This window comes from Wolbachia endosymbiont of Rhagoletis cingulata (assembly GCF_048537655.1).
Lineage (GTDB): Bacteria > Pseudomonadota > Alphaproteobacteria > Rickettsiales > Anaplasmataceae > Wolbachia > Wolbachia pipientis.
In genome coordinates this window covers 1,128,242-1,148,709 of sequence record NZ_CP175927.1, presented here as the reverse complement: position 1 = coordinate 1,148,709, position 20,468 = coordinate 1,128,242, and the positions used below count along the sequence as shown (strand labels likewise).

The following is a 20,468-nucleotide window of genomic DNA, read 5'->3' as shown; positions in this document are numbered from 1 at the left end:
GATGACATAAAGAGTAGGAGTATTTGATGACAAAAAAACAAAAACACAGTTGTCATTCCAGCGCGTGACGCTGGAATCCAGAATATCCTAATTACAAGGTTTATTATTTAGTTTGAAAAATACTATAGCTTTTTCTATGTAAGTTGTGGCCCCTTTTTACCATTTGCGACAGTTGTATCATCAACAGATATTTCAGAGCTAACAGTGCTAATAGTTTTTTCTATCGCTTTAGCCTGTTCATAGTCTTGACTCAAAAAATACATGGCCAGTCCAATAGCTATACTAGCAACAAGAGAAGATGCTATCATTACACCTAGTATCATACCACCAGAAAGACTTACTGCAACACACACACCAGCTCCAAGTACAACACCAAGAAAACCACCAATTATTACGCCAGGCACCAAACTGCCTACCATAGCGCTTTCTTTTTTCGTATTAGCTTGTTTTTTCATACTTTTAATAAGCACTTCTTTTGTTTTTCCTTGAGCTAAATCTGAAGGAACTTTATTATCCGCGTTTTGTATCAAAGGATTTGCACTATATGTAACAAGCAGGGTGGTTATTTCTTCAGTTTTATTACCTATAACTGCATGATGTAGTAATGTATTTCCCTCTTCATCTTTAAAGTTTATATGAGTACGAAATTCTTCATCTAGATTTCTTATTGGGTTGTTTTTTGCATATATCCTAGATTGTATTGCTCCATCTAAGTATTGTATTACTTGTTCTAGTGATTGCTCGCCAGGATTTTGTATAAAATGAAGCAGAATTTCGTGTACTATCGCTTCCTTTGTAGTTTGTGGGCATTGTAAAGCGTAATTAAATGTCTGTGTAGTAATAACTTCTTCTTTTCTTTTTTTAAGAACAACCCTTAAATCTTCAATCGCCTTTTCACCATCTTTTATTCCAAGAATTATTGAATCCAAATTATTTATCATGCTATCCTCCTTGGTTTGATTGCATTACTCATTAATAAATAATATAATAAATCCTGCTAAAAGTCAAGCAATTAATTAATAAGTTAATATAATCCTCCAAAAGGAGCTCCTTACTTTTTGTTCAGCATGTCCATTGGATCAGACTCTTTAAGCTTGCTGTTTGCTGAATTTATTCATCACAATAGCTACAATGTGCTATCGAAGTTCTCTGTAATCTTAGTTGGTTCTTCTAGAATATTCAAAATATCAGTTGCACAATAAACCCGATCTCTCTTTCCTTGAGAAGTTTGTGAAACGATGCCTAAATCTTCAAGCTTTACGATTGCTCTTTGGGCTGTTGTAAATACGACACCTAAGTTTTCAACCACTTTCCTTATAGTAAAGTAAGGGTTTAAAGACTATTCACTAAATCATTGTCCCATTCAAATTTTGGTGGCAAGGGGCTTGGTATAAATGCCTGATAACCAGCGAATACTTTGCCTGATGGTGATCCTTTAATATACATTCATTCAACCTAGCACACTATTTTTATAGTATATATTATTTTCAAATAAAGTCAAAAATGAAAATAAGGCTTTATCTTATTTGCGTGCATGAAAATAAGAAACTCTCTTATTATTGATTTTGCTCAAAAACGAAAATAGAAGAAGCTGCTGAACTTTATATATCCTGTTTTTCTGGAGAACTGCTATAAAACTTCTGAGTGAAGTCACTTAATTTTTACACATCTATTGTAGAGTAAGAAGAACCGAATTTGAAACAAAAATGCTAACTGATGCTTGGACTTTACTGACACTTACACTACTTGAAACTATACTTAGTGTAGACAATTTAATCTTTATTTCTCTAGCAATAGATAAGGTACCAAATGCGCTGAGAGAAAGAGTGCGCCTTATGGGCCTTGGATTAGCACTATTAATGCGTTTTGTAATACTATTTTTTACATCATCTATATTATCAATGCAAAAACCTATATTTCACACTGCATCAGCAAGGGATTTACTTATGATCGCAGGGGGATTATTCCTTATTGTTAAGAGCTCTATGGAGTTACGGGATGACATCTTTGTATGTAAGAAAAATAAAAAGAAAGCAAACGTTAAATCAAAATTTTTTTTAGTTGTGCTACAAATTATATTAATAGATTTAGTTTTTTCGGTTGATTCGATATTAACTGCTATAGCACTAACTTATAACATGGTAATAATTGCTACAGCATTTACATTTTCCATGCTAGCAATGCTGTTTTTATCAAGTTATACTGCCCAGTTAATCAAATCTAACCCAGGGTTAAAAATAATCGCCATTTTATTTGTTTTACTTGTCGGTGTGTACCTCATACTTCATGGATTTCATATAGAATTACCAAAAGGATATTTGTATTCTTCATTTATGTTTGCACTGCTTGTGGAAATTATAAGCAAAATAAAGAAAATTAACCGTCATACCGCGATTCATTCGCGGTATCTCTAGATCCAGCTAACAAGCAGCGGGATCTTTTTGATTTACTCCCACTCAATAGTTGCGGGTGGTTTAGAAGTGATATCATAAACAACTCTATTTACTCCGGGAACATTATTAACAATTATACTGCCGACATTGCGTAAAAAATCCCAAAATACTAGCAAGTGTTGATCCTTATCTTCAAATGGAAATGCATCGGCTGTCATACCATCAGATGATGTTACAGCCCTTAAAGCACAAACATATCCATACGTACGACCATCTCCCATAACGCCTACAGTTTTTATTGGTAATAATACAGCAAAAGCTTGCCATATCTTATCATATAGATCGTAATTTTTCATCGTATTAATATATATTTTATCTACTTCTTGCAATATTTGCACCTTTTCTTTATCGACTTCACTTATAATCCTCACTGCAAGTCCGGGTCCAGGAAATGGATGTTGAAATATTATCTCGTCTGAAAGCCCAATTTCTTTTCCAAGTAGCCTTACCTCATCTTTAAAGAGGTAACGTAAAGGCTCCACTAACTTCAGATTCATCTTTTCTGGCAACCCACCAACATTATGGTGAGACTTAATTGTACTAGTGTTGTCTGAGGCATGCCCTGACTCAACTACATCAGAGTAGATGGTACCTTGCATCAAAAAATCCACATCACCTATTTTTTTTGCTTCTTCTTCAAACACTTCAATAAAAGTGTTACCGATAATTTTTCGCTTTTCTTCTGGATCAGTTATTCCCTTCAACCTACTCAAAAATAAATTTGATTTATCAACGTAATTTATCGGAATCTCTTTCAACATAGCGATGGTTTGGTTCTTGCGTAACAACCCAGTATCGATAAAAATACAGTTCAATTGTTTTCCTATAGCTTTATGTGTGAGAGCCGCTGCAACGCTTGAATCAACCCCACCACTTACTGCAGCGATTACTTTTTTCTCTCCTACTACATTTTTGATTTTTTCCTTTTGCTCCTCAATAAACGACTTCATTGTCCAGTCTCTTTTGCAATTTGCAATATCCAAGAAGTTAGAGAGCAATTTACTGCCATTTGTTGTGGGCTTAACCTCAGGATGGAACTGAGTACAGTAAATCTTCCGCTGTTCGTTGACAATCATTGCAATTGTTTGATTTATCACACCTGATGCGATAACAGTAAATCCCTGTGGTATAGTATCAACACTGTCCGCATGGTTCATTAATACATCCACTTCAGAATTAACATCCCAGGTATCCTTTACAATGGGGGATTCTTTTAGTATCTTGATTTTAGTTCTACCAAACTCCTGTTTGAAACTCTCTTTTACTTTTGCTCCAAGATAATGACAAATGAGTTGCTGTCCATAGCATATTCCAAGTATAGGAACGCTTGTTGCCTCATTAAGTTTTATAATTTCATGTACTACTCTACTTGTTTCAGAACAATCATCATTTACAGATTGTGGTCCTCCAGAGAGAATAAACCCATTGAATTTTGATATTGTTTCAAAACTGATGTTGCTTGGAAATATCTCACAATAAACACCCATTCCTCTTACTTGTCTTGCGATAAGCTGTGTAAACTGTGAACCAAAATCAATAATGGCAATTGCTGACAATTTGCTCCTCCATATTATTTAAAATGATATCTGATAATAAAGAAAATAATGGAGTAAGTAAACCAAGACCTGTTTAAAAGCTTTAACGCGTGGTACAAGTTAGCTATATAGCTAATTTTCCTACACCATACCGCTGCGGCGCTAACTAGTAGCGGAATGACAGCAATCTACGTCATACCGCCGCAGTATCTCAGCCGCTAACAAGTAGCGGGATTATCTTCATGCTGCCACGAACCGTCATACCACCGCGAACCGTCATACCGCGATTCATTCGCGGTATCTCAGCCGCTAACAAGAGATCCCGCTAACAAGCAGCGGGATGACGAGGTATAAACTTTATCGTCATGCCACCGCGAACCGTCATACCGCGATTCATTCGCGGTATCTCGGCCGCTAACAAGTAGCGGGATGACGATTGTCGTTTAGCCATAAATATTTAAGAAATTTACCAAATGAAAAAAAAGGCAAAAGAAGCCCCGTAGTTGGCTAATTACTTACATTATACTTTCAAGTATGGCGTTTTTTTATTCTAAACGCTTAATAACCGCGACTCAGCTGCTTTTAAATGCAACTAACCTTAGCTATAAATGTTTAAGAAATTTACTAAACAGAAAAAAAGGCAAAAGAAACCCTAGGGTAGCTAGTTATTCACTATCCATTTTTTAAGTTGGCGTTTTTTTATGTTTTAAACGCTTTATAAGCGCGTTTCAGCTTATGTAGGTAGAAGTTTTATAAAGACATAAGGTGCACATAGTGCAAAAAATTAAACATGAGACGCCAGATACGTGAGTTTTTTTGTCATTTAATCTGTACAGAGAAGATAAATAAATAGCTTCAATTTTATGATAAGAGGGCTGGCGGAGTTTGTCAAGGAAGTTTTTTCGTTTCTATTCCCAATAAAAGTGCGTTATATGGTTATGCAAGAAGTCTATTTACCCATTTGCTTAACTTTCTCTCTACTTTTTCTGAGTAAGGCCGCTATTGGCATGACAGACATTCATCGTAGTCAATATCTGTTTTTTGTTGCAATATTTCACTTTTTTTGAATATGTCATGCGAGACCTTATCGGCTCTCTGCATTGATTGTGATCTGCAGTAATATAAGCTCTTCAATCCTTTTTTCCAAGCAAGCATGTGTATTTTGTGCAAGTAACGTTTATGTACGTTGGCAGGTAAGAACAGATTTACTGATTGAGATTGACAAATATACGAAGTTCTATCACTTGCATGTTCTATAATCCATCTTTGGTCAAGCTCGTACGCTGTTTTAAATGTCAATTTTTCATGCTCACTAAGAAAATCTAAATGCTGAACGGAACCCTCGTTTGTTGAAATTGAAGACCATATTTTATCATTGTCTTGATTTTTTTCTGCTAATAGTTTTTGCAAGAATTTATTTCGCACTACAAATGAGCCTGTAAGTGTCTTTTGTATGAATACGTTTGCTGCGTATGGTTCTATTCCAGGGGAGGTATTACCTGCAATAATGGAGATCGAGGCAGTAGGAGCAATAGCGAGTTTGTGTGTAAACCTTTCCATTAGATCAACTTCTTTGGCATCAGAACATGCTCCCTTTTCTTCTGCTAATTTTTTAGAAACTATATCTGCTTGCTCGCGTAAATACTTAAATATTTTTTTATTCCATTGTTGTGCTGTTACTGATTCAAAAGGAACCATTTTGCTTTGTAAAAATGAGTGAAAGCCCATCACACCAAGACCAATACTGCGTTCTCTGGCTGCAGAATATTTTGCTCGCTGCATTTCATTCGGTGCTTTATTTATGAAATCTTCCAATACATTATCAAGAAAGCGCATTATATCTTCTATGAAGAGTTTATTGTCTTTCCATTCTTCGTAGTACTCAAGGTTTACGGATGATAGACAACACACAGCAGTGCGTGACTTATTCAGGTGATCATAACCTGTGGTTAAAGTTATTTCACTGCATAGATTTGACATCTTGATGTCTAAGTTGAGCTTTTTGTAAGATTCTGGCTTATTGTTATTTGTTGCATCAAGGAAAATAATGTAAGGTTCTCCAGTTTCAACTCTTGCTGTTAATATTTTGATCCATATATCCCGCGCTTTTACAGTTGAAATAACCTTATTGTTGTGAGGGCTTATTAAATTCCATTCTTGATCATTCTCAACAGCCTGCATAAATTTATCTGTTACTATTACAGCATGATGTATATTTAACGCTTTGCGATTTGGGTCACCGCCTGTTGGCTTGCGTAAATCTAGAAACTCTTCTATCTCCGGATGAGATACAGGAAGGTAGACTGCTGAACTTCCTCGCCTTAGGGATCCCTGACTAATTGCAAGTGTTAGAGCATTTTGCACTACAATAAATGGAACAATTCCTGATGTTTTGCCGCTACCCTTTACGCTTTCGCCTATTGAGCGTAAATTTCCCCAATAACTACCTATGCCTCCTCCACGTGCAGCAAGCCAAACATTTTCGTTCCATAGATCAACTATTCCCTGCAAGCTGTCTTCGGTTTCATTAAGAAAGCAAGAGATAGGTAACCCTCTCTTAGTGCCACCATTGCTGAGTATTGGTGTTGAAGGCATGAACCACAAGTTGCTCATGTAGTCATAAAGACGCTGCGCATGTTCTTTATTATCAGAATAGTAATTAGCAATACGTGCAAAGAGGTCTTGATAACTTTCATTTTCTATTAAATACCTGTCTGATAGAACTGCTTTTCCAAAGTCGGTTAATTTGCTGTCCTTTGCGTAATTAATGGTAATGTTATTCATAAAGTTCCTTTTATTCTTTTATTATATATAGGTACTTAAAAGTCATTTTGAGCGATTTTTAAGTTAGGTTTTTCGGATTTTTTTGTTGATGCTGTAATGCAAACAAGATACCGTCAACCTGACTGCCATATATTTTACAGTAACTCATATAACTTATTTGCATATTTATTTCTTTTGCAACATGTTGAACATAACTTTCTGAGTGACGAAAATAGTCTCCTTTGTTTACAAAGTCAATACCTTCACCTTCCTTTCTTCTTATTAAACATACAATAACTCCTTTTTTGCTCGTAGATCTTTTTGCTAATTCCAACTCTTCTTGAAAGTCATGTAGATAATGTAGCACTTCAGCAAAGATAATTACATCATACTGCTGGTTTTTCTCTTGTTTAAGAAACTCTTTCATTTCCATATGTATTAATTCATTGTAAACAGGCTTACCTTTTATAAAGCATCCTCTTGCGATATTTAGCATTCTACTTGAAATGTCAATTCCTGTTATATGGTTTCCAATACTATTTATTTTCAAGAAATGACCACATATTCCAGTTCCACAACCAAGGTCGAGTATATTGAGCTCAGAAGTGGAGTTGTTGAAGATTTTTGTAATTATCATGTGTACAAGTTCATGCCCTCTATATTGTTTGGCAATCAACCAATGCTCAACAAAATATTCACCTGTGTAATCAAAATATTGTCTTATGAGGTTTTTTGGCAATTCTGTAATAGGCGCTGAGTTTGTCATTTTTTTTATATAGTAAGACGCCTCCTCGTGGTCATTATCTAATTTTAGTGCCCTTGTTAAATAATTATAAGCTTTGTTAGTATTCCCTACCGCAAAATGACACCTTCCGATGTTATACCAGACTATAGGTAAATGGGGGTAAAATATGCTAATTAACCAAAATCGTAACTTTGCATCTGATATGCTACCTTTATAAAAGTGATATAAACCGATTTCAATGTTGGTGTTTAACAGGTTCTTAGATTTTTTAAGAAGCACTGACATTTCTTTATGAAGAGTATTATATTTATTCACAATGAAGTGTTTTACTTTCTTAATATTTAATACGCCAATGAGCTTAGACATACAATTTAAAGCAACGTTTTTTATAAAAGAGAGATTACTTTTCATACGTTAGAAATACTCCGAATGTTTATTATCATTTTTAGGCAATTGATTTTAACACATTTTATCTTACAAAATATCTTTTTTATTAATTTTTACTGTATATATAAGTTTACCACATATTTCTCAGATTATACTGTTTAGGATTGCTAGTATATTGTTGTTGATAATATAAGTAAATGTTTTGTGCAAAAGGGGTTTGACTTTTTTTTTTTTGGTTTAAAATATAAAAAAATTTATTTTGTTTTTGGGGTTTTTGGCAGGTTTTTGGGTGGGATTTATTTTATTTTAATTTCATTTTTAATAATATTTAACTCTGCATATTCTGCATATAGTCGGATAAATAAATTATTAAGAGCACTTGATGGATGCCTTGGCGTTAAGAGGCGATGAAGGACGTGGCAGGCTGCGATAAGCTGTGGGGAATTGTCAACAAATTTTGATCCGCAGATTTCCGAATGGGGAAACCCAACTAGTTTAGCTAGGTTATCATACATACTAAGTATGCGAGGCAACCTTGGTGAACTGAAATATCTAAGTAGCCAAAGGAAAAGAAATCAACCGAGATTCTGTTAGTAGTGACGAGCGAAAGCGGAAAAGGCTAGTGATTTAAGAATAAGAATTAGAATACTCTGGAAATAGTAACCATAGAAGGTGATAGTCCTGTACAAGTAGAAAGTCTTTTAAATCCTTGAGTAGAGCGGGGCACGTGAAATCCTGTTTGAATATGGGGGGACCATCCTCCAAGCCTAAATACTCCTTAACGACCGATAGTGAACAAGTACCGTGAGGGAAAGGTGAAAAGAACCCCGGGAGGGGAGTGAAATAGAATCTGAAATCAAGTGCTTACAAACAGTTGGAGCTCTATATCAATTTATTGATATTTAGAGTGACAGCGTACCTTTTGCATAATGGGTCAGCGAGTTAATCTATGAAGCAAGCTTAAGCCGTTAGGTGTAGGCGTAGCGAAAGCAAGTCTGAATAGGGCGTTTAGTTTTATGGATTAGACCCGAAACCAAGTGATCTAGTCATGACCAGATTGAAGGTGTGGTAAAACACACTGGAGGATCGAACCAGTTAATGTTGCAACATTATTGGATGAGCTGTGGTTAGGGGTGAAAGGCCAATCAAACTTGGAAATAGCTGGTTCTCCGCGAAATCTATTTAGGTAGAGCGTTGTATGTATGTTGTTGGGGGTAGAGCACTGGATAGACTAGGGGGATTCACCGTCTTACCAAATCTAACCAAACTCCGAATACCAACAATTAATTATACAGCAGACACACTACGGGTGCTAAGTCCGTGGTGAAGAGGGAAACAACCCAGATCACTATCTAAGGTCCCAAAATTACAGCTAAGTGGGAAAGGAAGTAGAAAAACCATTACAGCTAGGAGGTTGGCTTGGAAGCAGCCATCCTTTAAAGAAAGCGTAACAGCTCACTTGTCTAAATAAGTTTTTCTGCGCCGAAAATGTACCGGGGCTAAAGCTGTATACCGAAGATGTGAGTGCTTATTGATTTCGATCAATAGGCGCGGTAGCGGAGCGTTCTGTAAGCCTGTGAAGGTGCTTTGTGAAAACGGGTGCTGGAGGTATCGGAAGTGAGAATGCTGACATGAGTAGCGTAAAAGGGTGTGAAAAACACCCTCGCCAATAATCGCAAGGTTTCCTACGTTACGTTAATCTGCGTAGGGTTAGTCGGCCCCTAAGGCGAGTCCGTAAAGGAGTAGTCGATGGGAAATAGGTCAATATTCCTGTACCGATGTGTAGTGCGATGTGGGGACGGAGAAGGTTAGCTCAGCCAACTGTTGGATATGTTGGTTCAAGCCTGTAGTCGTGCCTGGTAGGCAAATCCGCCGGGCTTAGATGAGGGGTGATAACGAGTCTGCTTGCAGACGAAGTGAGTGATACCCTGCTTCCAGGAAAAGCCACTAAGCTTCAGCTACACACGACCGTACCGCAAACCGACACTGGTGCGCGAGATGAGTATTCTAAGGCGCTTGAGAGAACTCTGGAGAAGGAACTCGGCAAATTGATACCGTAACTTCGGGAGAAGGTATGCCGCAAGTAGGTGAACTTGTACAAAGGGAGCCCAAAGCGGTTGCAAAAAATCGGTGGCTGCGACTGTTTAATAAAAACACAGCACTCTGCAAACACGAAAGTGGACGTATAGGGTGTGACGCCTGCCCGGTGCTGGAAGATTAAATGATGGGGTGCAAGCTCTTGATTGAAGTCCCAGTAAACGGCGGCCGTAACTATAACGGTCCTAAGGTAGCGAAATTCCTTGTCGGGTAAGTTCCGACCTGCACGAATGGCGTAACGATGGCCACACTGTCTCCTCCAGAGACTCAGCGAAGTTGAAATGTTTGTGATGATGCAATCTCCCCGCGGAAAGACGGAAAGACCCCATGAACCTTTACTGTAGCTTTGTATTGGATTTTGAACGGATCTGTGTAGGATAGGTGGGAGGCTTTGAAGTGAGGACGCTAGTTCTCATGGAGCCGACGTTGAAATACCACCCTGGTGCGTTTGAGGTTCTAACCCAGGTCCCTTATCGGGATCGGGGACAGTGCATGGTAGGCAGTTTGACTGGGGCGGTCTCCTCCCAAAGCGTAACGGAGGAGTTCGAAGGTACGCTAGTTACGGTCGGACATCGTGACGATAGTACAATGGCATAAGCGTGCTTGACTGCGAGACTGACAAGTCGAGCAGATACGAAAGTCGGTCATAGTGATCCGGTGGTTCTGTATGGAAGGGCCATCGCTCAACGGATAAAAGGTACTCTGGGGATAACAGGCTGATGCCGTCCAAGAGTTCATATCGACGGCGGTGTTTGGCACCTCGATGTCGACTCATCACATCCTGGGGCTGAAGTCGGTCCCAAGGGTATGGCTGTTCGCCATTTAAAGTGGTACGTGAGCTGGGTTTAGAACGTCGTGAGACAGTTCGGTTCCTATCTGCCGTGGGCGCTGGAGATTTGAGAAGGCCTGACTCCTAGTACGAGAGGACCGAGAGTGGATATACCTCTGGTGTATCAGTTGTTACGCCAGTAGCATTGCCGAGTAGCTAAGTGTGGAAGAGATAACCGCTGAAAGCATCTAAGCGGGAAACTCGTTTCAAGATGAGATCTGCCGGGGCCTTGAGCCCCCTGAAGGCCGTTGAAGACTAGGACGTTGATAGGCTGGGTGTGGAAGCATGGTAACATGTGAAGCTAACTAGTACTAATAGCCTGATTGATTTATTTGCTTTCTATATGTGTGTATGCAGTGTTAAATATTAAGTTAAAATTGTTAAGTTAGAAATTTTTATTGACTTGGTGGCTATAGCAAAAATGAACCACCCGATCTCATCTCGAACTCGGAAGTGAAACTTTTTAGCGCTGATGGTACTTGAAAAGGGAGAGTAGGTCGCCGCCAAGTTTATAAAAATTTCTTTGTTAATTAGACAGTAGGTATACTTATATTTTAACTTTCTTGTTTTGTTACTATTCTTTAAGTTTTTACTTTAACTACGATATCTTTTTTTTCTTATATGTTCTTGGTCATTTTCTACATTATTTAGCATTGTTCCTACTTCCCCTAATTGATTCCCTTTTGAAGGAGAATTACTGACTTCTGGTAATATTACATTACCTCCCACTTTTTTAAATAATTCTTCTTGTTGGCGAAATGCTGACCTCCAATCTGTTCCTGTTCCTTTAGGAAGAAATAAGAATTGATACATCTGACCAAAGCCTGTGTTATTTACCTCTTTTATATGCTCTACCATTCACCACACCCATTAACTATTTTTAAAAATTTTACCTATATTATCATAAAAAATATAGTTGTAAATACCTTAATTGAGATTTTTTTTATTTTATCTTTTTTAAGCAAATAGTTAGATCTTTTTGTAAATTTTTATAACTTGCTTGCATAATGTTTCTATGAGTTAGTATTATGTAGTAGTGCCCTATATTACTTATATTTAAAATGCTAATTTTAGCAAGCATTCGTAGTTGCCTTTTTATTTTATTTCTTTTTGCTGCTTTTCCGGTTTTTTTACTGATAGCCAGAGCTACTCTAATAGTATGAATGTACTTTTCAGGTTCTCTTTCTTTTATAGCGTACAGTGATATATAAAGCCCACGATAAAAAAGACTGTTGAGTGCTAACTTATTTTTGAAAGCAGAAGAAAAATCTTTTTTTTTATACTTACTATGCGCATAATTTGTTACACCCTAATGAACGGCGCCTATTAAGGATTTTTCTTCCAGCTCTTGTTGCCATACGTGAACGAAATCCGTGTCTGCGCTTTCTTATCAAATTTTTTGGTTGAAATGTTCTCTTCATTGTTTTTATATTAATATAATTATTTATTTTAAATTGTTTTACTTTATTGTCAAATAATGGTGAACTTGTATGACATTTTCGTAGAATAAAATTTGATGCATGGAAGAATGAATTCGGTGATAGTCATACCTGTCTTACTAATCCTTTTATTTTGTTTTAGTAGGTTTCAAGAAGTAAATAAGGTTAAATCTTATCTATATCTTAGTTGTGTATGGATGCTAACTTGGTTGTTAGTATTCTATAATAATTGTTTTGTAACTTTTATTTCTATAGCGTTACTTTTTTTCATGCTTGCTTTTATCTTTAAAAATAAAAGAAATAAGATAATAAAACTTTCGTTATTTGTGGCTTTGGCCATATCATTTTTTATCACTTTATTTATAATGCTGTCTATTTTTATTCAATCCATTAGTTTTTTTAATAAAGTAGCTATTTCAGAATTCTTGTTTTGCTTGAAATGGGGCCACAATGTAGTCACTATCAATGAAGAGAAGATAGGATGTTTTGGTATAGCGCCGCTTTTAGTTGGTACATTACTTATAACTATTATAGCAATGTTAGTTGTCGTTCCGCTTGGTTTATTTTCTGCAATATATATTAGTGAATATGCGAGTGAGAAAGTGCGTTATATTGTTAATACAACTTTGCAAGTTTTGTCTGCTATTCCTACGGTTGTATATGGATATTTCGCGGTTGTGTTTTTGTCTTTCTTTATAAAGCAGGTAGCAAATTTTTTTGGTTTAAGTATACACTCAGAAAGTGCCTTAGTTGCCGGTTTATCGATTGGGATAATGATTCTTCCTTTTATTATTTCTTTACTCGAAGATGCCATAAGATCTGTTCCAAAAAGCTTGCGTTATGGCTTCATGGCACTTGGTGCAACTCCAGCGGAAACTATATGGCATATAACAATACCTTATGCAATGCCTACAATTTTAAGTGCAATTTTATTGTCAATTTCAAGAGTGATAGGTGAAACAATGATTGTGCTAATGGCTGTGGGAATCAACGCAAATTTGACTTTTAACCCTCTTAATTCAGTTACTACCATTACCGTGCAGATCGCTACATTACTTACCGGAGATCAGGATTTCAATAGTGTACAAACTCTTGCTGCTTATGCGCTTAGTTTAGTATTGTTTATTATTACTTGGCTATTAAATGCATTTGCATTGTTTGTAATGAAGCGTAACTAGTAAGCGTTTTAATGTTGCAAAATTTCTATTAATAATATAAAATTTATTTTCTTTAGAAGTTCTTTTATGGAATTATAGTGTTAGGTGATAAAAATAAAGAGATGAATATAGGTAGAGCGATTAAGGTAACTCAAGCAGTTGTTGATATAAAATTTGAAGGTGAATTGCCTAAAATATTTAATGCTTTAAAAAGCAAACTAAAATATAAGGATAAGGAGCTGGTTTTAGAAGTTTCGCAGCATATAGGTGACAATATAGTTCGTTGTATTGCTATGGATAGCACAGATGGCATGTCAAGGGGGGATGAATTTGTTGATACAGGTGCACCAATATCGGTGCCAATTGGGCGTTCAACTTTAGGAAGGATTTTTAATGTTGTTGGAGAGCTTATAGATGAGTGTGGTCCACTGAAGGGAAAGTATAACTTAGAGCCTATACACAGAGCACCTCCAAGTTTTACTGAACAGAGAATACAGGAAGAAGTTTTAGTTACGGGAATAAAAGTTATAGATCTTCTTGCACCTTATCTTAAAGGAGGAAAAATTGGCTTATTTGGTGGAGCCGGTGTTGGTAAAACAGTCCTAATAATGGAATTAATTAATAATATAGCAAAAGCTCATAAAGGATTTTCTGTGTTTGCCGGGGTAGGGGAGAGAACGCGTGAAGGTAACGATCTTTATCACGAGATGATCACTTCAAATGTAATAAATATAAATGAGCATGAAAAATCTCAAGCTGTTTTGGTTTATGGTCAGATGAATGAGCCTCCTGGAGCAAGGGCTAGAGTTGCTTTAACAGCACTTACTATGGCAGAGTATTTTCGTGACCGTGAAAACCAAGATGTTCTATTTTTTGTGGATAATATCTTTAGATTTACACAAGCTGGTTCTGAAATTTCTGCTTTACTTGGAAGAATACCGTCAGCTGTTGGTTATCAGCCAACCCTTGCAACTGATATGGGTGCAATGCAAGAAAGAATAGCTTCAACAACTTCTGGCTCTATTACTTCTGTGCAAGCTATATATGTTCCTGCGGACGATTTGACTGATCCAGCCCCAGCAACTACATTCTCTCACCTTGATGCAACCACAGTGTTGTCAAGGCAAATAGCTGAAATGGGAATATACCCTGCTGTTGATCCACTTGATTCAACTTCTCAGTCTTTATCTGCTGAAATCATTGGTGAAGAACATTATAATGTAGCTTCTGAGGTGAAACGTATATTGCAAACTTATAAATCACTGCAAGATATTATCGCAATACTTGGTATGGATGAGCTATCTGATGAAGATAAAATTATTGTTGATAGGGCTCGGAAGATTCAGAAATTTCTTTCTCAACCTTTTCACGTTGCAGAAATATTTACTGGCATGCCTGGTAAATTTGTTTCACTTTCTGATACTGTTTCCAGTTTTAAAGGGATTGTTGAAGGCAAATATGATCACTTACCAGAGGCTGCTTTTTATATGGTGGGGAATATAGATGAAGCAATAAAAAAGGCTGAATTAATACAAGCTGAAGCTAAATAAAAGTTAAAGATTATGAATACTTTTAAAGTGCAATTTTTCTCTCCTGATGATCAAATTTCATTCAGTGGAGTGGTTTCTCTTTCAGTAACTGGGCTCGAAGGGGAGCTTATGATTTTAGCTCACCATGCTCCTTACTTAATTTATTTATTGCCTGGTATGATTACTGTTAAAATGAGTAACCAAACAGAAAAGAAGGTTGTAATTGATAGTGGCGTATTAGAAGTTGCAAATAATAATTGTAGCATTATAACAAGTCAAATTCAGGTTTTTGATCGTGCAATTCATGATGAGAAATCGTTTAAAAATAAGAGAATTAGTATATATTTAAGTTATCTTGATGAGAAGTTTCTTTCTTAGTTATTTTAGGCAAAAAGTCAATTATCATTCAAGTGGCTATAAGATTTTTGCTCAGGGGGCTCTTTTTTGTCATCCCAGAAACCCCGGGGTGTCATCCCAGTGTCGGAGTACTTTAGGTGTATGATCCCAGAGTGTGATGGTATGGGACCATACACCTAATCAAATAAAAATTAAAGAAGGAGAGTTGGTTGTAACGGTTGGAGATAACGACTTTGTTTTACCTGGAATTTACGTTGGATAAACTACAAAAAATAACAGGTAAAAATCAACGTAAATTTAAGATAAATCGATTTTATTAGTATTATTAAATCAAAATCTGTTTTTAATTAATCAATAATACTTTTTTACATATTTTCATCCCCTTTCATGGATTTTTTAATTTTATAGATGATATCTAATATTATTAGAAGCATTGTAAAATATCTTATGAGAAAAGTTATAAAATATATTAGCATTATTGGTATTGCATGTTTAGTATTGTTATTTTTTATATCTAATGTGGAAACACGCGTAAAAACACAGGAAGAACAATTATTCCTAGCTGTAGAAGATGGTAATGCACAAGAAGTAAAACTATTACTCAAAAATGGTGCAGACCCAAATTGACCTTACCCAGAAAAAGTAGAGAGAAAGTTAAGACGTTTTTATCATGAGAATAAATTGTGCAGGAATGCAATAGTTAATAGTAGAATGTCTACGTTATTTGTTATAAAAGATTTCTATGTATTCAAATATGGCAGTTCTGGTTTGTTGAGCGAGAAGTATCAATAAGCAGCTCCCTTTTAAGTGAACTTTTCTGCAACAGAGTTATCGTAACAACAGCCCTTATGGCTCATGCTGGAAATGATGTTTTTTGTATTCAATAGAAATTGGTAATTTTGAGAGGTATACTGTGACCCTTGATCGCTATGTAACAGCAGATTTTTATCGGGTTTGCGTTTATCAACGGCCATCAATAAAGAATCTATAACTAATTATCATGTTACTCATTAACCACCATGCGTGAATATAGGTCAATTATTGCCGCCAACAACCTTCTTTAGTTTTTATGTAGGTAATCCCAAACTTTATTTGGCTGATCAGTAGTAAAATTTTGATCCAATGTGTTCGGAGCCACAACTCGGTTGCTTATTTGCTGTTTTTTATTTTTGAACCTTCGTCTAAACTTGGCTTTAATGCCATTTTCTTGCATAACACTTTGTACTGTTTTAATTTTTGCCTAAAGCTTTTAATTCAGCGTGAATTTTAGGGGCTCCATATCTGCATTTAGAAGCTTGATTATTTTTTGAATATCTGCTAGAAGCCCTTCTTTTGCTAATTCTTTACTGCTTTTTTCCTTAGCAACCCATACCACCAGTATAAAACCCTACATAGTTCCTGTGTTTTATAGCAATTTCTATATAAAAGAATACTTTACTCTTTTTCTTTGCCCAGGGCTTTTTTTAAGATGTCTCTTTCTCTTATTAGCTCTTTTTTTAGATCAAATCTTTCTTTGTCATAAGGAGCCTTTGCCTGGAAATGCGTATGCTCCAGACATTTTTCCATCATATTTTCTTACCTAACATACTACCATCTATACCTAGATCTTTTGCTATTTTTGTACTTGCTTGACCTGTTTCTTTAACCAGCTTAACAGCTTCTAATTTGAATTCTGCTGTATATTCTCTTCTATTTGTCATATTTTGAAAAAACGTTTTATTTTACTCCAAAAACGTCTTAACTTTCTCTCTACTTTTTCTGGGTAAGGTCACTACTTGGATGACAGATAGTAGTGCGAAAGTCTCTTACAACTTACTTTTAATTAGTCTAACCCATGCGTGCCAATCCCTCTCACCAAGATTGCTTTCAAAAGATAGGAGATCCTTTACAGCTTTTGAGCAAATTTCTTCACTTGGAATTGATAACTCCTTATTCATTGCTAACGTTAAACATTGAGTTTTGCACGCTTGTTCTAAATGATACGAGTAAAACATTGCTTCTTGTATAGTCCGACCACACGTTATAGATCCATGATTACGCATTAACATGACAAAATTTTCTTTCAGATCAGCTATTAACCTCTTTCCTTCTGTATCGCTAAGTGCTAGGGAATTATAATTATGGTAAGAGATTTTATTGTAAAAGTGCAGTGCCCATTGACTTATAGGAAGCAGCCCATCTTTGAGAGAAGAAACCGCTACAATAGAAGGTGTATGCAAGTGAAAAATTGCTTGAATATCTTTCCTTGCTTGATAAACAAAACCATGAATTATATAGCCAGTTCTATTATATTGATATTCTTTGCCTTCAATTACATCTCCATCAAATGATACTTTCATTAACGAACGTTCATCTACTTCATCAAAACGCATACCAAACGGATAAATATAAAACGACTTTTGATCTTCAGAACGCACTGAAAGGTGAGTATATGTATGATCATCGAACTTAAGGTAGGACAAAATCTGATAGGCATAGACTAGATCCCTTTTTACTCTGCTCTTTGTTAACAACACAATCCTCTGTTAGAATCTTCTGAAGGTTTATACGCGAAAAGAGACTTGTAGTAAACTAATAAGTCTATGCCACTCTGTCTTGCTTTCTGAATACCAAACACTTTTGTGTTGTAGCTTGCTTAAAAATAGTTATCGTTATTATAGAGTTTATATACAGAATTTATGTTTTTAAATTACATAATATCTTAACTACAAAAGTAATTTTCTATATAATATTTCATATGTTTTAAAGCTTCATTTTTATGTTATTATAAATGTAAGTTTCAAGATTGAAAATAATATGGTAAATATTAACACAAAAAAACAGCCAGCAGGATTTTTCATATATCTCTCTGGTCTTTCGGGAAGTGGTAAACTTTCCACAGCAATAGAATTATCTAATATGATAAACGCATTAATTGTAAATAGTAAGTTCTATAACAATGTTCAAGCTTGCTCTATATACGATGGTGTCTTTGAACGTGATCAAATACCTAAAGAAGTTCAAGATAGAATATATGGCATTATGCAAATTATGCTTCAGGTAATAGAAAATTATCCGATTCACTCAAAAAATTACATATTTATTGATGAGTTGATGGAAAATAATGACCAGAACATGAGGATGTATGATTCAATAGTAAGGCTTAGTAAAAAATGAACACAGAAATCCTTCCTGTGGTACTTAGGTGTGATCTACCGACATTACAAAAGCGTATTGCATTAAAAAGGCAAAGAAAAAATAGGAAGGTGATTAATCTAAATAGCATTGTAGAGAAATTTAGGACTGACGATTTATTTATACCACCAAGTGCCATAGAGATAGAAAATTCAGATATGAGTATAAAAGAAGTAGCTCAAGAGATAGTAAACCAGATGCACAAGCTTAGTAACATTGCATGTACGCGAAAGAATAGTCTATAATGATTTCATATACTGAGGCTCATTTAAATATAGAGCTTCAACTTCATTTAATTTTTGCTTGTTCTCTAATCTATAACGGACTAATAGCCCTGCATGGCTAGCATTTAAATTGCAATCCATATGTGTACTGCTTGTAGCGTGACACTGGGATCCAGGTGCAGATAGTGGCAATAAATTGAAATCAAATAACTGCGTATAAAACCCTTGAGCATTTTTGACTATAGCTCTGATATTTTTTTTGTTATTCGTACAAAGCAAAGATATTGCGTAGGCTTGAACTTCCAGCGCACTAACTCCGTATAATGGCTTATTTGTAGCAAGATTTATACCTTGTGCAGCTGATATACCAACTCTAATTCCAGTGAAACTTCCTGGTCCAACTACTACCACTAAATGATCTATTTTATCATAATTATAGTTGTGCTTATCAAACAAAGTATTCAGAATTTGAAAAAATGATTCTGCATGATTGTTGCTGGCGGAATTGTGCTCTACAAAACAGTTACCATCATAATCAACTATTGCTATTGAACTACCAATACCTACAGTATCAATCGCTAAAATAGACATTACTTAAGCTTATCATAGAGTTTTGTAAACATTATAGCAAAGGCACCATTACCCATAACGTTTGCTGAAGTGATTATTGGATCAAACACTATATACAGTGCTGTGATTAACGAAAGCATTTCTGGAGAAAATTTGAGGTATTTCTCAAGAATAGGTAGCATTACCATAATTCCTCCTGCCGGAACTGCCACGATAGCAAACTTAAATAACAAAAAATAGAGAAGGAAAGTTACATAGTCTGTTGTGCACAATGAATAACCGGAGGCAATTATCATTGATAATATTATAATAAAAAAGCAATCACCTACTAAATGAAAGCTAGCAGTTATTGGCACAACAGACGATGCTATGTCAGGTTGCTTTACATTTTTTTTGCTTCCTTCAAGAGTAAGCGGCATAGTTGCATTACTAGACATTGTGCTCATTGCAGTAATAAATGCCGGTATCATATTGCCTATACTAGCTATCCAGCTTGTGATCTTGAATGAATTTGCTGCTCCATATAAGAGGAAAACATAAAGGTAGGTTGCAGATGCTATAATAATGAAAATTATTGAGTAATCCTTAAATATTATAGATAAAACTTGATCATGCTGCATTTTTAAAGCAAGCCCAAGTACAAATATTGGAATAATCGGCGTCAAAAACGTCTTCAAAATAAAGAGAGTTAAATCTAACATTTTGTTCGAAAGCTCTCTGCTTTTTTTGGGTAGCAGTGTGGACACTACTATGCTGGACACAAATCCACAAGCAAGGGCATAAAAATTAGAAAGCAATGCAGGCAGTCTAAACGACCATAAGGGAACAATTGTTTCTTCATACGTTATATCTTGTATTGAATAAGTGTTTTGTGTGATAAAATGCCCAACAGAATAAGCTATTAAACTTGAAGCCAGATTCGATAAGAAGATCATTATAATAAGTAACAATATGAACTTTATAGCTGACTGCTTAAGATTGTTAACACTGCTAAAGATTAACGCAAAAATAATAAAAGGCATTATAAATAGCAAAACCTCTTTTATACTAAGGCTCGTTGAGTACAAGAAGGTTTTTACTTCCATTGGAACTAAATGACCAAAGAATGCAGCTGAAGTGATGACCGTGAGTAAGATTAATAGTTGTAGCACGTTCTTATATACCAATGTCCTATGGACATATATATGGTAAGTTAGTTGTTAAGTAAAG

General features: G+C 35.6%; 15 protein-coding genes, 2 rRNA genes and 3 pseudogenes. 8 read left to right on the top strand and 12 right to left on the bottom strand.

The window, feature by feature from the left end:
• Positions 1–134: 134 nt before the first annotated feature.
• Together ACJZL3_RS05185 and ACJZL3_RS05180 are read right to left on the bottom strand one after the other, a co-directional pair.
• Positions 135–941 (bottom strand): ankyrin repeat domain-containing protein, encoded by an 807-nt coding sequence (locus ACJZL3_RS05185; RefSeq protein ID WP_010962425.1) that lies wholly within the window; start codon positions 939–941, stop codon positions 135–137.
• Between the two features lie 185 nt (positions 942–1,126).
• The gene (locus tag ACJZL3_RS05180; RefSeq protein WP_006279522.1) at positions 1,127–1,309 is read right to left on the bottom strand and encodes a hypothetical protein; all 183 of its coding nucleotides are present in this window, start codon (positions 1,307–1,309) and stop codon (positions 1,127–1,129) included.
• Positions 1,310–1,706: 397 nt separating this feature from the next.
• On the opposite strand from ACJZL3_RS05180, the gene ACJZL3_RS05175 reads away from it, so the two are divergent.
• Positions 1,707–2,414, top strand: coding sequence for a TerC family protein (locus ACJZL3_RS05175; protein WP_010082284.1), 708 nt, complete (start codon positions 1,707–1,709; stop codon positions 2,412–2,414).
• 32 nt (positions 2,415–2,446) lie between these two features.
• Here ACJZL3_RS05175 and guaA read toward each other — a convergent pair whose 3' ends face one another.
• From guaA to ACJZL3_RS05160, 3 genes are all read right to left on the bottom strand, one after another.
• Complete coding sequence (gene guaA / locus ACJZL3_RS05170; protein ID WP_419198700.1) at positions 2,447–4,009, bottom strand: glutamine-hydrolyzing GMP synthase; 1,563 nt, start codon at positions 4,007–4,009, stop codon at positions 2,447–2,449.
• Positions 4,010–4,987: 978 nt separating this feature from the next.
• On the bottom strand, positions 4,988–6,772 hold the full coding sequence (locus ACJZL3_RS05165) for a ribonucleoside-diphosphate reductase subunit alpha (protein WP_006280151.1): 1,785 nt from the start codon (positions 6,770–6,772) through the stop codon (positions 4,988–4,990).
• A gap of 58 nt (positions 6,773–6,830) precedes the next feature.
• A complete protein-coding gene (locus tag ACJZL3_RS05160; protein ID WP_419198699.1) occupies positions 6,831–7,907 on the bottom strand; it encodes a methyltransferase domain-containing protein in 1,077 nt (358 codons plus the stop codon).
• A 335-nt stretch (positions 7,908–8,242) separates the two neighbouring features.
• Between ACJZL3_RS05160 and ACJZL3_RS05155 the strand changes: the two genes are divergently transcribed.
• Both ACJZL3_RS05155 and rrf read left to right on the top strand, forming a co-directional pair.
• Positions 8,243–11,145, top strand: a 23S ribosomal RNA gene (locus ACJZL3_RS05155).
• 66 nt (positions 11,146–11,211) lie between these two features.
• Positions 11,212–11,318: ribosomal RNA gene (rrf, locus tag ACJZL3_RS05150) — 5S ribosomal RNA — on the top strand.
• Between the two features lie 85 nt (positions 11,319–11,403).
• Here rrf and ACJZL3_RS05145 read toward each other — a convergent pair.
• From ACJZL3_RS05145 to rpmH, 3 genes and pseudogenes are all read right to left on the bottom strand, one after another.
• Positions 11,404–11,667 (bottom strand): hypothetical protein, encoded by a 264-nt coding sequence (locus ACJZL3_RS05145; RefSeq protein WP_010082134.1) that lies wholly within the window; start codon positions 11,665–11,667, stop codon positions 11,404–11,406.
• 85 nt (positions 11,668–11,752) lie between these two features.
• Positions 11,753–12,028 (bottom strand): annotated as a pseudogene (gene rnpA / locus ACJZL3_RS05140) (ribonuclease P protein component); the annotation flags it as partial.
• Between the two features lie 67 nt (positions 12,029–12,095).
• Complete coding sequence (rpmH, locus tag ACJZL3_RS05135) at positions 12,096–12,230, bottom strand: 50S ribosomal protein L34 (RefSeq protein ID WP_006279898.1); 135 nt, start codon at positions 12,228–12,230, stop codon at positions 12,096–12,098.
• A 107-nt stretch (positions 12,231–12,337) separates the two neighbouring features.
• On the opposite strand from rpmH, the gene pstC reads away from it, so the two are divergent.
• The 4 genes from pstC (at position 12,338) to ACJZL3_RS05115 (ending at position 15,918) form a co-directional block, all read left to right on the top strand.
• Positions 12,338–13,426, top strand: coding sequence for a phosphate ABC transporter permease subunit PstC (pstC, locus tag ACJZL3_RS05130; protein ID WP_038199744.1), 1,089 nt, complete (start codon positions 12,338–12,340; stop codon positions 13,424–13,426).
• A 101-nt stretch (positions 13,427–13,527) separates the two neighbouring features.
• Positions 13,528–14,955, top strand: a complete 1,428-nt coding sequence (gene atpD, locus ACJZL3_RS05125) for a F0F1 ATP synthase subunit beta (RefSeq protein WP_010962432.1) — start codon at positions 13,528–13,530, stop codon at positions 14,953–14,955.
• 12 nt (positions 14,956–14,967) lie between these two features.
• Entirely contained in the window at positions 14,968–15,312 is a 345-nt protein-coding gene (locus ACJZL3_RS05120) for a F0F1 ATP synthase subunit epsilon (RefSeq protein ID WP_006279902.1), read from the top strand.
• 426 nt (positions 15,313–15,738) lie between these two features.
• A complete protein-coding gene (locus ACJZL3_RS05115; protein ID WP_223823054.1) occupies positions 15,739–15,918 on the top strand; it encodes an ankyrin repeat domain-containing protein in 180 nt (59 codons plus the stop codon).
• 93 nt (positions 15,919–16,011) lie between these two features.
• On the opposite strand, the pseudogene ACJZL3_RS05110 reads toward ACJZL3_RS05115, so the two are convergent.
• Positions 16,012–16,991: pseudogene (locus ACJZL3_RS05110) on the bottom strand (IS3 family transposase).
• A 105-nt stretch (positions 16,992–17,096) separates the two neighbouring features.
• Complete coding sequence (locus tag ACJZL3_RS05105; RefSeq protein ID WP_010082280.1) at positions 17,097–17,807, bottom strand: class II aldolase/adducin family protein; 711 nt, start codon at positions 17,805–17,807, stop codon at positions 17,097–17,099.
• A 280-nt stretch (positions 17,808–18,087) separates the two neighbouring features.
• Here ACJZL3_RS05105 and ACJZL3_RS05100 point away from each other — a divergent pair.
• Positions 18,088–18,710: pseudogene (locus tag ACJZL3_RS05100) on the top strand (hypothetical protein).
• Here the strand turns inward: ACJZL3_RS05100 and tsaB are convergent.
• Together tsaB and ACJZL3_RS05090 are read right to left on the bottom strand one after the other, a co-directional pair.
• Positions 18,705–19,280 (bottom strand): tRNA (adenosine(37)-N6)-threonylcarbamoyltransferase complex dimerization subunit type 1 TsaB, encoded by a 576-nt coding sequence (gene tsaB / locus ACJZL3_RS05095; protein ID WP_010962437.1) that lies wholly within the window; start codon positions 19,278–19,280, stop codon positions 18,705–18,707. The pseudogene ACJZL3_RS05100 and the gene tsaB sit on opposite strands and share 6 nt — an antisense overlap.
• Complete coding sequence (locus ACJZL3_RS05090; RefSeq protein WP_419198697.1) at positions 19,280–20,410, bottom strand: cation:dicarboxylate symporter family transporter; 1,131 nt, start codon at positions 20,408–20,410, stop codon at positions 19,280–19,282. Before ACJZL3_RS05090 ends, tsaB begins: the two co-directional genes overlap by 1 nt.
• Between the last annotated feature and the right edge of the window lie 58 nt (positions 20,411–20,468).